Origin of the sequence: Shewanella gelidimarina (assembly GCF_023283945.1) — a bacterium.
Classification (GTDB): Bacteria; Pseudomonadota; Gammaproteobacteria; order Enterobacterales; family Shewanellaceae; genus Shewanella; species Shewanella gelidimarina.
The window spans coordinates 53,874-68,219 of record NZ_JAKIKW010000011.1 but is presented as its reverse complement, the minus strand read 5'-3'; the positions used below and the strand labels follow the sequence as shown (position 1 = coordinate 68,219).

Annotated in this window: 15 protein-coding genes; 11 read left to right on the top strand and 4 right to left on the bottom strand. The window is 42.3% G+C overall.

Annotated elements, in window-relative coordinates:
* Positions 1-128: 128 nt before the first annotated feature.
* The gene (locus L2729_RS11210) at positions 129-1,202 is read left to right on the top strand and encodes a LysR family transcriptional regulator (protein WP_248988348.1); all 1,074 of its coding nucleotides are present in this window, start codon (positions 129-131) and stop codon (positions 1,200-1,202) included.
* A gap of 179 nt (positions 1,203-1,381) precedes the next feature.
* Here the strand turns inward: L2729_RS11210 and L2729_RS11205 are convergent, their stop codons facing one another.
* Positions 1,382-2,380, bottom strand: a complete 999-nt coding sequence (locus L2729_RS11205) for a LysR family transcriptional regulator (protein WP_248988347.1) — start codon at positions 2,378-2,380, stop codon at positions 1,382-1,384.
* A gap of 474 nt (positions 2,381-2,854) precedes the next feature.
* Between L2729_RS11205 and L2729_RS11200 the strand changes: the two genes are divergently transcribed.
* The 4 genes from L2729_RS11200 (at position 2,855) to nrfD (ending at position 5,472) form a co-directional block, all read left to right on the top strand.
* On the top strand, positions 2,855-3,274 hold the full coding sequence (locus L2729_RS11200) for a DUF2726 domain-containing protein (protein WP_248988346.1): 420 nt from the start codon (positions 2,855-2,857) through the stop codon (positions 3,272-3,274).
* 90 nt (positions 3,275-3,364) lie between these two features.
* A complete protein-coding gene (locus tag L2729_RS11195; protein ID WP_248988345.1) occupies positions 3,365-3,838 on the top strand; it encodes a nitrite reductase in 474 nt (157 codons plus the stop codon).
* A 12-nt stretch (positions 3,839-3,850) separates the two neighbouring features.
* Positions 3,851-4,534, top strand: coding sequence for a 4Fe-4S dicluster domain-containing protein (locus L2729_RS11190; protein ID WP_248988344.1), 684 nt, complete (start codon positions 3,851-3,853; stop codon positions 4,532-4,534).
* Positions 4,531-5,472 carry a cytochrome c nitrite reductase subunit NrfD gene (gene nrfD / locus L2729_RS11185; RefSeq protein WP_248988343.1) on the top strand — a complete coding sequence of 314 codons (942 nt, stop codon included), beginning with the start codon at positions 4,531-4,533 and terminating at the stop codon, positions 5,470-5,472. Before L2729_RS11190 ends, nrfD begins: the two co-directional genes overlap by 4 nt.
* A gap of 134 nt (positions 5,473-5,606) precedes the next feature.
* Here the strand turns inward: nrfD and L2729_RS11180 are convergent, their stop codons facing one another.
* Positions 5,607-5,783, bottom strand: coding sequence for a hypothetical protein (locus tag L2729_RS11180; protein ID WP_248988342.1), 177 nt, complete (start codon positions 5,781-5,783; stop codon positions 5,607-5,609).
* Between the two features lie 342 nt (positions 5,784-6,125).
* Here L2729_RS11180 and L2729_RS11175 point away from each other — a divergent pair, with 342 nt between their 5' ends.
* Both L2729_RS11175 and L2729_RS11170 read left to right on the top strand, forming a co-directional pair.
* Positions 6,126-7,898: an ABCB family ABC transporter ATP-binding protein/permease gene (locus L2729_RS11175; RefSeq protein WP_248988341.1), complete on the top strand. Its 1,773-nt coding sequence runs from the start codon at positions 6,126-6,128 to the stop codon at positions 7,896-7,898.
* Positions 7,899-8,320: 422 nt separating this feature from the next.
* Entirely contained in the window at positions 8,321-8,584 is a 264-nt protein-coding gene (locus L2729_RS11170) for a hypothetical protein (protein ID WP_101091319.1), read from the top strand.
* Here L2729_RS11170 and L2729_RS11165 read toward each other — a convergent pair.
* Both L2729_RS11165 and L2729_RS11160 read right to left on the bottom strand, forming a co-directional pair.
* Positions 8,581-8,775, bottom strand: coding sequence for a hypothetical protein (locus tag L2729_RS11165; RefSeq protein WP_101091320.1), 195 nt, complete (start codon positions 8,773-8,775; stop codon positions 8,581-8,583). The genes L2729_RS11170 and L2729_RS11165 overlap by 4 nt on opposite strands.
* A gap of 167 nt (positions 8,776-8,942) precedes the next feature.
* The gene (locus L2729_RS11160) at positions 8,943-9,488 is read right to left on the bottom strand and encodes a histidine phosphatase family protein (RefSeq protein WP_248988340.1); all 546 of its coding nucleotides are present in this window, start codon (positions 9,486-9,488) and stop codon (positions 8,943-8,945) included.
* 187 nt (positions 9,489-9,675) lie between these two features.
* Between L2729_RS11160 and L2729_RS11155 the strand changes: the two genes are divergently transcribed.
* From L2729_RS11155 to L2729_RS11140, 4 genes are all read left to right on the top strand, one after another.
* A complete protein-coding gene (locus tag L2729_RS11155) occupies positions 9,676-10,425 on the top strand; it encodes a ferredoxin--NADP reductase (protein ID WP_248988339.1) in 750 nt (249 codons plus the stop codon).
* A gap of 9 nt (positions 10,426-10,434) precedes the next feature.
* The gene (locus L2729_RS11150) at positions 10,435-11,031 is read left to right on the top strand and encodes a glutathione S-transferase (RefSeq protein ID WP_248988338.1); all 597 of its coding nucleotides are present in this window, start codon (positions 10,435-10,437) and stop codon (positions 11,029-11,031) included.
* A 195-nt stretch (positions 11,032-11,226) separates the two neighbouring features.
* Positions 11,227-12,234: a Fe(3+) ABC transporter substrate-binding protein gene (locus tag L2729_RS11145; RefSeq protein ID WP_248988337.1), complete on the top strand. Its 1,008-nt coding sequence runs from the start codon at positions 11,227-11,229 to the stop codon at positions 12,232-12,234.
* 479 nt (positions 12,235-12,713) lie between these two features.
* Positions 12,714-14,345, top strand: a complete 1,632-nt coding sequence (locus tag L2729_RS11140; RefSeq protein ID WP_248988336.1) for an ABC transporter permease — start codon at positions 12,714-12,716, stop codon at positions 14,343-14,345.
* The last annotated feature ends 1 nt before the right edge of the window (position 14,346 follow it).

Below are 14,346 nucleotides of genomic sequence, written 5' to 3'. Positions count from 1 at the left end.
ATCTAGATGCTAAAAAGGATGGTTGCAGATCATATATTGGAGCAGTGGTCACTGATGCGTTGTGTTGCAATCTCCCATTAGAAAAGGGGCGTTTTTCTATATCAATCGTTAGCAAAAGGATAGGACTAATGTTGAAACAAGTCAGTCGGCTTGATTATTTTACTTTGCAGGTCTTTATTGGTCTAGTTGAGCTAAAAAATGGCAGTACAGTTGCTGAAAAACTGGCTACAACCCAGTCTAAAGTCAGTCGTGCGCTTACAACCTTACGAGACGTTCTGGGTGATGAGCTATTTATAAGGCAAAAGTACGGCTTTGAACCGAATCAAGTCGCCTTAAAAATAACACCTATGGTGCAAACCATATTGCAGCAGTTTGATAAAATTATTGAAACGACGTTAGACAAAAGAGAAGCCCCCTATGAGTTAACGTTTGCGGCAAATGAGCATTGGTCACTAATGGTGCTTAATTGTATTCAGCAATCATGTCGCTGTGTTGATGGTGGTGTTTATGTCAATGTACAGCCTTGGTCTGAAACGGTCAGTCAGCGATTGTGCCAAGGTAAAATCGATTGCTCAATTTCTATTGAGCCGGTTAATCACCCAATGGTAAATGACACCAAAATTGGCGATATCACACATTTCTTTATTGTCGCCAAAACGGGTCACCCGATTCTTGAATCTTCTCAACCACTGAAAGATATCTTTGATTATAAAATTGCGCTGGTAAATTCTAATTTGCAAGGCCATCAGATGCACCGTATTGAGGAGTATGCGCAAGCAAAGGATATCGATATTAAGGTCGTGCTCAAGAGTCCAAGTGTTCGTATGGTGGTTGATCACGTCAGCATGACCGGAGATGTGGGTATTTTAGTGTCTGCAATGTCTTACTATTATTTTGAAAATAGAAAAGATGTTGATTTTGTCGATATCTCTGATGATTGGCGCAATGCTCCAGAATTAACGAGTGACAGTTATTATCTGCATTGCCATCAAAGTGTGCTCTCTCCGATGGTTAACTGCCTAAGAAACTTATTAGGTGACAAATTAGTGGAGATGCAAAGTCATTACGATAACATCACCACATCAACCAGCCCTGCTAAACCTCTGACGACATGTTGCACCAATAAATCTTGTTCTGCGTTACAGTGCGATGCCGACTGTCTGCAGCGTTCTTGTATGGTAGCCAATAAATGCGGCCCTTAGGGTTCGTTTCAATGCTTTTAGTCTTTTATGACTAGAATGCGTTACGCGCTTTTCGCTTAGGTTGCTAAATCATCGCACAAGCCTTGTACTCAAATCATTACTCCTTACGGTAAAGAATCGAACAGAAACTAAGTTCGAGAGATCAACAACCCCTAATACGCTCGCAAAAATTAATAGTATTACTGGTTATGACGATATAGATGCCCACTATGAGTCACTATTTGACTAAGAGCTTCGGTTAGTCGATCAAAGTTTTCGGAATGATTTCCTTTAGCTCTCACAAGATAAAGTGTTGGGTGAGACTGAGATAAGTAGAGTCGGTTGGTTTCCATTTCTGATAAACAGCAAACGTGTAGCCCAGGTAGTAAGTTACTTTGCTCATATATTTTACTGTAAGGCAGAAGTGCAAGGTTTTCGCTATCTGCGAGCAGTGGGTACAAGTCATGGAAACTAGGACTGTCATCAACGTTATCTATATTAGCTAGTCGGCAGTGGATATGGTGTTGCTGACAATAGAATATAAAGGGATCAACTGAGGTGGGAGTTGCTAGGTTATACGCCTTAACATAGGGATAACTGGCTATGGTATCGATATCCAACTCTTGTTTTAAAATGGGGTGATGCAAGTCGCACACTAGATAGATATGGTTGAGCTTTTGCAAAGGGACGATATCCAAGTTGTTGGCATAAAATTGTAATAACTGCGGATTTGATTCCGTGAGTATTGCAATATCAGTGACTCCGTTATTGATATCGTTAAACACATTAATCGATTGAGTGTGCAACTTATAGCTTATGGGCAGATCAGACTGGTTGATAGCACTGCTGAGTTGTTGCGGGAGGTGTTGTACTAGCATGTCACTCGCATAGATATTGATTTCACTGTTGCTTAAATCTTTGGCGCATACGGATAGCTGTTGCAGGTGTTCAGAACACTGTAGAAGCTCTTTGGCGATGGGGTAGAGTTGTTGAGTAAATTCGTTAGGAATTAATCCATGTTTTTTCCGAATAAAAAGCGGGTTGTTAAATATGACTCTCGCATTTTGTAAGCAACGACTTACTTTAGGTGCCGGAATGTTCATTTTTTTTGCAACAAAGGTAGCTGAATGCTCTTCATATAAATTGACGAGAATGTTAATGCTTAGCATATCTAGATTATCAATAGTTATGTTGCGCATATTAAATACCCCTAGAATTTACCACTTCTACAATTACAATATATTAATTATAACTTACGGTAAAATATTAATTCAATTAAAAGCAATAAAGATTTATCATGTCATTAATATGTTTTTTATAACTGTACTGCTTATCTTTTTATTTTCTTATCTTGTTGTTTTGAAAGTATAATGCATGCTTTCTGTGATATGTGATTTATAGTTTTCCATATTGTGATAGTCCTATATCTACTTTTTGATTATCTGTAATGATTAACGTCGGAAATCGATATTGCGACCTTGTTTTAATTTTTGGTAAAAGGTTTTTCATATCTGTTGCTAAGTCATGTTTTGAGAGGTAATAATTAACTCGAGGGTTAAGTTAGTAAATAAATTCATTGGAGGTTTATCATGAACGCCACCGTAATACTAAGTTATGCTTTTATATACTTTGTTTTATTCCTGATTGTTCCTTTCGTCATTGTGACATTTGTTATGACGTGTATTAAATTTTTTAAGTCAAGTGAAGTCGAAAGGGTTGGGGCTGAAATCAGCATTAAACCGCATCTACTTGATAAAGAGTCTATGCACTTTTTAAAAAGCTTAAAAGCGATTGCAAACACACGTTACGACATTCTTTATGGTGCGTCATTGGTGAATGTGGTTGATATTGACGAATCGGTTAATAATCACGAAGAGGTTCAAGATTTTATGGAACATTGCCATCTTGATTATGTTGTTATCGACAATGAATCTTCTTCAGTAAAGTTGGTGATTAGCAATCCCGATGATAGCTCCCCTGAACAAGCTAAATTTGTTGAGAAGTGCTTAGACTATATTGGTGTGCAATTCATCAAGTTAGATAAGCATAAGCACTGCGATGAAGCGTTGATAAAGACGGCTCTCGCCGCATAAGCAAGCACGTCCAACCTAGCGCTAAACATACTGTTTGGCGCTCATTTTCTTAAACTTTTTTGTATTCACCTATCGGTGTAAGGTTTTGTGATGTCGATTACTAACCGTTACGGCGTTGTCTTACTCTATATTGTTTGGTTTGCTTTACTGTGGGTGAGCTTTCCAAGTTCAGCTTTAGCTAAAGATGCTGGAACAGTAGCGAATAGTGCTTGTTTAAAGTGCCATAAACGTAATGGCCAAATGTTGGGATTACATGCCAACCAAGGACTGGCACTAACCTGTGAAGATTGCCATGGTGAAAAAGGTAAACACCCTCGAAAAGGCGCTTCGATTATTGCATTTGGCGCTAAGAGTGACACCGCTATAAAAACACAGGCACAACAGTGTTTAGCGTGTCATGAGCATCAACAGCTCGCCACAGTTCATTGGACTCACAATGTACATGCGAAACGAGTTTCTTGTGGTCAGTGCCATCAATTACATCCTGAAACTGACCCTGCATTATTGCTGTCAGGCCCGGCGCTTAGTCAGTCATGTGCTAAATGTCATCGAGCTGAAATATAAAGGAGGTGTACTGTGGATAATTCAAAGAGACGTTTTCTAAAAGGCTGTGGTGGTGTTATTGCGGGCATGTCAGTTTATACAGTGACCAAGGCTCCACAAGCGAATATTTCCGAACAGGACAATGGCCTCAAGTATGCCATGGTGCATGATGAGAACCTCTGTATTGGCTGTAATGCCTGCGAAGACGCTTGCCGTGAAGTGAACCATGTCCCTTATGGGGTCACTCGGGTCAAGATTGAGCGTAGCGGACCCTTTGGGGAATACCCGGATCAGAGCTATCGTTTTATCCGACATTCTTGCCAGCACTGCGAAGCTGCACCTTGTGTCAAAGTATGCCCTACAGGAGCGGCTTATATTGATAAAGAAACAGGCATTGTTGCGGTTAATGAAGACCGTTGTGTGGGTTGCCAATACTGTATTGCCGCTTGTCCATATCAAATACGCTTTATCAATCCTGAGACTAAAGTGGCTGATAAATGTGATTTCTGTCAGCAAACTCAGTTAAGTGAAGGCCTGCAACCCGCTTGTGTTTTGGCGTGTCCAACGAATGCATTAGTGTTTGGTAATTTGAAAGATCCTGATTCCGCATTAGTTAAAACGCTTAAGTCTAAACCCACTTATCGGGAGAAAGTAGACTTAGGGACTCGACCAAAACTATTCCATGTGCGGACGATTGATGGGGAGATAGTGCTATGAGTGCATTTCATTTTGATGGATTAGTCTGGCATTGGCCGATTGCTATTTACCTATTTTTGGCTGGATTATCGGCCGGGGCTGTGTTTTTTGCGATTATGCTTAAGCACTTTAAGTTAGCTGACAAAGCATATCTGTCTCCTTTTGTTCAGGCTGCAGCAGTTATTGCACCTGTTGCCGTGTGTGCAGGCTTGGGGATTTTGGTCATCGACCTCACCAAGCCATTGGCATTCTGGAAAATCTTGGTGTTTTATAACACCTCATCGGTGATGTCGATGGGCGTTCTGGTGCTGTTGGCATATCAAGTGGTGCTCTTCGCGTGGATTGGTAGCGTGTTTAGCTCGCCAATGCTGAAGTGGTTAAAACAGCGTTTGCCATTGCTAAGCAAACTCTTGGCACTATTGGCTCGACATGAAGATGTTATTACTGGTGTATTGGTGATCTTATCTTTATCACTTGGGGCTTATACTGGCTTCTTGTTATCAGCACTGATTGGTTTTCCTTTGTTGAACAACCCTGTGTTACCACTGTTATTCCTCATTTCTGGTTTGTCTTCTGGTGCCGCGGCAACCCTTCTTGGTGGTGTATTAATGCGTGGTAACCCCAATGGAGTTGAGGTGCGGTTTATTCATCGCATAGAGATCCCGATGATCTTAGTTGAGATCATGTTGTTATTTACCTTTTTTGCGGGGCTTATCTTATCCGGAGGTCAAAGTGAGGTTGCGGCATTGAATGCAATTGGAGAGGGCTTTTGGGGCTGGATTTTCTGGGGCGGCGTGGTTGGCGTTGGTCTAACGTTGCCATTGGCATTTAATTTGTGGATGAAAGTGTCTTCAGACAGAAAGTTCGCTTATGTCGCTGTTACTGCGAGCTTTAGTTTAATTGGAGTTCTGTTGCTGCGAAACTTCATTCTTTACACTGGGCAGATGACAGGAGTCTGATGTAAACCGATCTGCACTATCACCATGTCAAGCTAGTGTCTTGTGTTAAAACATAGCGATAAAAAAGGCTGTTCACTTCAGGTGAGCAGCCTTAATGTATGTACTGTAAAAAGCAAAATCAGTAATAATTTTCGTTATTGTTGATTTTGCTCTATAAGATACTCATTTGCTTTGGCTAAACTGCCAAAGGAAGTAATAAGATTACTTTGACCTTTCTCTTGGATTTCAGGATTTCCAGATTGGGTCATCATCCATATCCATGTTTGGATGAGTGGTAAAGGTGGATATTTTTGATTGGATGAATCCAACATGTTTGTATCCTTTGATAGTTGGCTTGAATCGAGCATTTTTGATGCCCTTGATTCTGTTCACTCTTAAAATTGCATCAAAGAGAATATCAAATTTGTTACGGCTGAGTAACAGGATTTGCACTTCTTTATACAAAGTTATGAGAAAATATACGGCTAAGCACCTTACTGTGACCGAAGATACTGTCGCGTAGTGCTAAAGTAGTATTTTTTGTCGGTATATTTCAAGCATAAATTTACATTTTTTTTACAGGTGTGAATAAATTTATCGCCTTTTAGCGGAATAAAGTCGCGTTAAATATCGTCTGTTTTTAGTTTTTTAATGTTTAACTTTTGGAAGTGATCATGCGTCCCTCTTTATATTTCGACGGTCCTATCGGTAAGCTTAACTGGCATGTCCTCAAACTACTTTGGCCATATTTGCTTGAATTTAAGCAACGAGTCGGCTTAGCGCTGTTGTGTTTAGTGGTGGCAAAAACAGCAAGTGTCGGATTGCCCTTTGTGCTTAAAGCATTAGTCGATGGCTTGACGTTAAAGGGACCAGGGGAACTACTGGCGGTGCCAATAGGGTTAGTGATTGCTTATGGTTGTATGCGTTTACTCAATACCATTATCTCTGAAGTTAGAGATACGCTGTTTGGGCGAGTCACTGAACGTGCCATTCGACGCTTAGGCATGGCTGTGTTTGAGCATCTGCATCGACTCGATATGGCATTTCATTTAGAAAGGCGAACCGGTGGATTGTCGCGAGATATCGAGCGCGGCACCAGTGGTGTGAGTTTTTTAATGCGCTTTATGGTATTCAATATCGTCCCCACGCTATTGGAGATTGTTTTGGTGGTGGGCATTCTTTTCTACAACTACGGTGTTAGCTATGCGGCCGTTACACTACTGTCGGTGGTTGCCTATGGTGCTTACTCGGTGGTGGCGACAGAGTGGCGTACTGGTTATGTCAGAGATGCGGCTAAAGCGGATTCGCTTTCTAGTACACGGGCGGTCGATAGCTTATTGAATTACGAGACGGTGAAGTATTTTAATAATGAACAGTATGAAGCTAATCGTTATGACAGTGCGCTAGCTGACTGGGAAGAGGCGAAGCGAAAGAACCGCTTGTCGTTATTTGCCCTAAACGCAGGGCAGGCCTGCATCATTTCTGTTGCGATGACAATTATGTTGGCAATGGCCGCTACGGATGTGGCGCAGGGTGTGATGAGCATTGGTGACTTTGTGTTGGTGAATGCATTTATGATGCAGCTCTTTATACCTCTGAACTTTTTAGGCTTTGTTTACCGAGAGATCCGTGGTGCATTTGCTAATATTGAGCGCATGTTCAGTTTATTAGACAAAGAACCTTTGATTGAAGATATCGAGAATGCCAACACTGAAAGGCTAACTCAGGGAGTCGTTTCATTTGAGAATGTAAGCTTCAGTTACGATAGTCGCAATATTCTTGATGATGTTAGTTTTTCAATAAAATCAGGGCAAAAAGTCGCAATAGTCGGTGATAGCGGTGCGGGCAAATCGACGATCGTTAAGTTGCTGTTTAGGTTTTATGATGTCGTTTCTGGTTGTATCCGAATTGACGGGCAAGATATTCGTCAATTAAGCCAAGATACCTTGCGACAAGCGATTGCTATCGTGCCGCAAGACACCGTACTTTTTAATGATACGTTAATTGAGAATGTTCGTTACGGTCGCCCATCAGCGACAGATGATGAAATTGATGCTGCAATCAAAATGGCGCACCTCAGTGATTTTATTGCAAGCCTACCAGAAGGTGGCGAAACCCGTGTTGGTGAGCGTGGTTTGAAACTGTCCGGCGGTGAGAAACAACGGGTTGCGATTGCAAGAGCGATTTTGAAACGTTCCCCTATCTTAGTGTTTGATGAAGCAACCTCGTCATTGGACAGCCATTCTGAACACGCTATTTTAACGGCATTGAAAGCGGCGGCTAAAGGCCATACCAGTCTCGTCATTGCGCATCGCTTATCGACCGTCGTCGATGCTGATCAAATTTTGGTGCTGAGCAAAGGTCGAGTAGTTGAAACGGGGACTCATACCAGTCTATTAGAGGCGGGTGGTTTGTATTCAAAATTGTGGCGTATTCAACAAGAGTAACGATGGAGGATTTAAGTCCTTTTCTGCATAGTGCGACTGATTCGGTGTGGCTATAATGAGTGATTTTAAGATAATTCTGTATACAATTCAGGCTAGGTTCAGACTTGTGTACATATACTAGCTTTACATCAATACTCATTGCCTAAAATATCGGTTCATTCAGTGGGAATTCAGCGCTAGAGCCCCGTGGGGAGTTCGAAGCTCATCGTTATTCTATATCGAACGTTTGCAACTTAGCATGTGGATCTTTGAAATTCAGTCAACGGGAAATGCTTAGACATTCCACGTCTGCTTTGCATAGGTTCACAAGGGAGTTACCATCATCCCTTCAATACGCTTTGAGTTGAAAGTTTGGGTGTTTCTGAATTGGCGACATATTAATACAATAGGTATAACGTCATGATTATACAGAGAAGGTCACTATGAAAAACATACCTCTACTTGTCAATATCGAAGGGCAGGGCAGCAAGGCTAGCACTGACTGGCTTGCTATTATGGCGACGCTTAAAAAGCGTGGGCTAGAAACAGATGAACTTGAAGTGGTTTATTTTGAATTGTGTGCCGGCATGCGAGTAACGACTCGCGGTTTGAGTTTAGCTAAAGCGAGCCCGGTAGACCCTTTGAAAGGACTGCTGCATGAGCCAAAATTCTCAGCTCGCGATTATGCTGGAATGCTAACAGCTTAATAGCTGATTTTGCCGATTTTCCAGCCATCACAGAGCAAGATTTTAGGAGCCGGTGTTTTCATCGGCTGTAAACTGATGATTTTCCCCTCTCTGTAGCAAATATATTCGCCTTCAATCACTGTCATGCGTTCGCAACTATTACAACTTACAGACAATCCCATGTTTTGTGAGGGCGCATCTTTGTCATCCATTGCTCTGCCTCATATGTAAAAGATTACTATTTAGTTTAACTCCGCAAAGAGGTATATCCTACCTGAGCTAATACTTATTTACTAAATATTCCGCAAACTAAGTCTCATTCACTTAAAATCAGGGCATGCTTTAGGGTTATTCCATCAAACGGGGATGCGATTGAGCGTCATTGACCAAATTGAGACATCTCAAAGCTAACGTCACCAGATGGGTGAATAGTTAACTGATAAAGCTCGCCATAACTTGATTCATCTAAGGCCGCAATTTGTGGGCCTCCTAATGCTTTTATAATCAGTGGCACGGTATTGGAGTGACCGGCAATGACACTGTTGCCGTTCGAACTCTGCACCAGCGCAACTATCTCAGCAATATGGGCTTCAATTCCATCTTTGGTACTGGCAGTTGTAAGACTAATATTATGAGCGTCGACGAGTGGCTTAAGTGTCAGTTGGGTTCTTTGGTAGTTACTGGCGATGGCTTGAGAAATTGTTAGGTCTGTTAGCACTTTAGCAAGGGCTTGTGCTTGTTGGTAGCCTACGTCACTAAGAAGTGGATCACGTGAGCCATCGCTGAGTTTCTCAGCATGTCGAACCACAATGATGGTTCTGCTATCGATGGCATCGGTTATGTTTTGTGCTAGTGCCAAGGCACTACAATTAAAGGTAAGAGTTAATACTATAAAGGCGATCATCGACTTAAATAGGGTTGGCATACTGGCATCCTTGAATGTTTTTCTTGGCGGGAATCACGACTAAAAGTTACGCCTATAAAGCCTTAGTTGTTAAAGCTTATGCGTCTTTGAGTTAACTGTCCCTAACAAAATGTTGGCGTTAGATTAATCTTTCTGAATATGAAATAAAAGTTTATGCTGAAACGACGACGCACTTTTGGAGCAAGCTATGTGGATTGAAGGCAAAGTCATTGAGCGGAATGATTGGAGTGACAAGTTATTCTCATTAAAAATCAAAGTCGATATTGGAAATTTTATCGCGGGCCAATTTATTAAGTTAAGCCGAGTTGTTGATGAGAAGCGTATTGGCCGAGCTTACTCTCTGGTTAACCCACCAGGGACTGACTACATTGAGGTACTGGCGGTAGCGGTTGATGACGGCCAATTATCTCCAGATCTGCAAGCATTGTCTGCCGGTGATGTTATTGATGTTGCAACCAAAGCATCAGGCTTTATGACGCTTGATGAGCTACCTAAAGATGATAAGAAAGGTGAACACCTTTGGTTCCTTGCGACAGGTACAGCGGTCGGTCCTTTCATCTCTATGATGGCAACCGAAGAGCCGTGGCAGAACTACCAAAAAGTAATCTTAGTCTATGGTGTTCGAGAAGCGCAGGATTTGGCTTATCTGCCGCTACTTAGGGCGTTGGAAAGCAAATGCCCCTCACAGTTTAAATTAGTACTCTTGGTCACAAGAGAGCCTGTTGATGGGGCGCTACGTTGCCGGATCCCTGATGGACTCTTAAGTGGTGAAATAGAAGCATTAGCGGGAGTCACTATTTCCGCCAATGAGTCTCAAGTGATGATTTGCGGTAATCCTGGAATGATCACCGATGCACAACTGGTGTTAAAAAACAGAGGGCTTGCCAAGAACTTACGCCGAGCCCCTGGGCAAGTTACCGTCGAAAAATACTGGTAAGGTCAAATAATGAAACTGTATTATTCCGATGCTTCGCCCTATGCCCGTTGTGTCCGTGTTTTTATTTGCTACCACAAGATTAAAGGGATTGAAGAGATTATTGCGAACCCTTTCGATAACGCTCCAGAACTGCTTAGAGTTAACCCCTTGGCAAAGATCCCCTGTTTGCAGCTTAATGATGGCTCAGCATTATTTGATAGCGAAGTGATTATGCGTTTCTTAGACACTGAATTTGGCCAGTCTCGTTTATTTGGAACCATGGTAAATAATTGGTCGCAACAGTGTCACTTTTCATTACTGAAAGGTATTTTTGAGAGTGCGGTCTCACTTAGACAGGAGCAACTTCGAGATGAAGAGGGCTTGCGTTCTGCATTTTGGACATCGCGATTTGAGCAAGCATTATTAAGAGGCTTAAAAGAGATTGAAACCATTGGCATCACTTACTCTGCTGAGTTAACGGCACTGCAAGTCATGTTAGTTTGTCTATTGGAATACATTGACTTTAGGCACCCCGATATACTTTGGCGAAATTTGGCTCCTGCACTCGGTCTTTGGCTGAAGGAAACGCAGAAAGCTGATGCTTTTGTTGCCACAAGGCCCGCGTGACAACACGACTTCGCTTGTTAGTATTATGAATAAATAGAGGTTAATTAAGTGTTTGCTAAGGTAAATGGTGTTTTTTGTTGGCAGAAATTACGACTAATGCTTGCTGTTCCAGCCTTGATTGATTACCCTACTTGCAATTGAGAAGTATTATCACTAGCGTGGTGATTAAAAGTACATTGATAAAGGAGTAGGGTAATGAGAATGATCAACAGTCTAATGATGGTTGGGCTTTTATGTAGTGCAACTATGGTTAGTGCCGCTGAAAGATTAACGGTCTACTCTTATCGACAAGCTTTTCTTATTGACCCTATTTTGACTGACTTTACTAAGCAAACGGGCATTGAAGTTGATGTCGTGTTTTCAAAGAAAGGCATAGCAGAGCGTATGTCGCGAGAAGGACGCTTGTCTAAAGCTGATATCGTACTGACTTCAGATTTCTATCGGTTAATGGAGTTGGTTAAGAAAGATCTTGTCATCCCAGCAAGCAGCGATACGCTAAAGCAAAATATTCCCCAAAAATACCGTTCCCCTGACGACATGTGGTATGCATTAACCATGCGTGTCCGTAACATTTATAGCTCTAAAGACAGACTGGGTAAGCTGGATATTAACTATGAAGATCTCGCTGATCCTAAGTATGTTGGTAAAATCTGTACTCGAAGTGGTAAGCATCCTTACAATGTTTCCCTCGTCGCATCGATGATTGCGCACCATGGCGAAGAAGACACTAAGGCATGGCTGCAAGGTTTAAAAGCTAACCTTGCGCGTAAGCCACAAGGTAATGATAGGGCCCAGGTTAAAGCGGTAAGCGAAGGTTTATGTGATATCGCCATTGGCAACAGCTATTACTTAGGCAAAATGCTACAAGATCCTAAACAGAAGCCATGGGCTGAAGCGGTTGAGATTAACTTCCCTAACCAAGATAACCGTGGTTCGCACATCAATGTATCAGGTATGGCGTTAGCCAAATACACTAAAAACCGTGATGCAGCTATTCAGTTAATGGAGTTTCTATCAAGTGATTCTGCGCAGAAAACCTATGCTGATGTAAACATGGAATATCCGGTTAAAACTGATGTTGAACCATCGGAATTAGTCGCCTCTTGGGGACAATTTAAAGCTGATGACCTACCTATCTATAAGCTAGCTGAATACCATAGCGCTGCGATAAAACTATTGGATGAAGTGAAGTTTGATCTTTAGTGCAAGCTAGGCTTTTAAGGTTGAGCTAACGCTATCGCTATATAATGCATTAACGCGAATGCTTCGTGATAACATTCTTAGAACCTATCTTTATGATAGGTTTTGTTTTTTCTACATATTTCTATTTTTCATGACTCTTATACCGATCCTACCTGAAGATGTAGGATTCAGTGGGAGTTTAATGGGCTTTAATCACAGATTCATTGCTCCAGGCTGAACCTAAGCACCTACATCCATGTAGGCGAGGCATTGATTGCCGCTAATGGTCATTCCCTTAGTAAAATCAATAACACAGAGTAAAGCCCACTCTATAATATAAAAAGCATACCCATCGCAGAAGACGTTGTGCAAGCCCACTTCGTTGTTGCACTCACTTAAAAGGGAATAACCATTTCTACGTTAATGCGCCTAGAATTGAACTGGCACAACGCCTCTGAAACGAGCATCTCCAAGCTGGATGGCTATAGGTATTTGACACCATGATATTAGGCTTAGCTAGACGCTGGTCTGTTGCAAGCTACACATTGGCACTGTTGATCGTGATGCCGCTTATCGCGCTTATTTTGCAATCACTGATGCCAGATGAAGCTGTTTTTGGTCATCTCATTGATACCGTTCTACCGACCTACATCAGTAATAGCTTACTGCTAATGTTCTGGGTGGTGATAGGCGCACTTTTACTGGCTATCCCCGCCGCTTGGCTGGTGGCCAAATGTCGTTTCCCTGGCCGAAACATCTTCCAATGGGCATTATTGTTACCACTGGCAATGCCAGCCTATGTGGTCGCTTACGTGTACACGGACCTTTTGGATTATGCAGGTCCCGTGCAGCGAAGTCTGCGAGGCCTATTGGGCTGGCAAACGCCCCATGACTACTACTTTCCTGAAGTACGCTCTTTAGGCGGCGCAGCAATCATGCTGGCTTTGGTGCTTTTTCCGTATATCTATCTGCTAGCGCGCACTGCATTTTTAGAGCAATCAGCAAGTTTAGGACACGCTGCACGTGTCATGGGGTGTAGCCCTTGGAAAAGCTTCTGGCGGCTTAGCTTACCTATGGCTAGACCCGCTTTAGCCGTGGGAGCCACACTTGTTGCGATGGAAACAGCGGCAGATTTTGCCACCGTGAGTTATTTTGCGGTGCCTACATTAACCACGGCTGTTTATGATACTTGGTTTGAATATGGCAGTTTAACTGCTGCCGCAAAACTCTCTACTATTATGCTGTTTGTCATCTTCGCTATGATAGGTTTCGAGCGTTTTGCGCGCCGAAAACAACAACTTTTCCAAAAACAGTCATCACCAGGAGAATTAGACAGCTATTCGCTGAGTGGCGTAAAGGCATTTGCGGCTACTGGCTACTGCTTTGGCTTATTAACGCTCGCATTTTTGCTGCCATTCGCTATTTTACTGCAATATGCTTGGGGCTATTTTGCCGAGAGTTGGAATGCCAAATTTTTTGAGTACAGCTTTAATAGTTTATGGATTTCGCTATTGGTAAGCGTGATCTGTGTCTGCATCGGTATTGTCTTAATGTTTGTCAGAAGGGTCAGTCCTCGAAGAGCCGATATGTTGCCGTCAAGGTTAGCCTCTACTGGCTACGCTCTACCCGGTACCGTGTTGGCCATTGGAATTTTAGTGCCATTTACACAGCTTGATTTTGCGATTAATGATGTCGCTGAATATTTTGGTTTTGAAGGACCGGGACTTGTATTAACCGGTAGTGCTTTTATTCTGGTTTGTGCTTTTTGCATCCGCTTTGCGGCAATTGCAATTGGTAGTATAGAAAATAGCTATAAACGGATTTCGCCCTCTTTAGACATGGCGAGTGTAACGTTAGGCTTAACCCCCAAAGCATTACTGGCTAGGGTGCATATCCCCTTGCTGCGAAAAGGGATATTTGCGGGGTTATTACTGGTCTTTATTGAGTGTATGAAAGAGCTCCCAGCAGCTTTGTTACTCAGGCCGATCGGTTTTGAAAATTTGGCGACGTATGTTTTTCAGTTTGTCTCTGATGAGCAGCTAGAACACGGCGCTTTAGCCGCGATTGTTATCGTGTTGGTGGGACTAGTCCCATTGATATACCTCAACCGTTCTTTGGAGCAAGAAAAGTAGT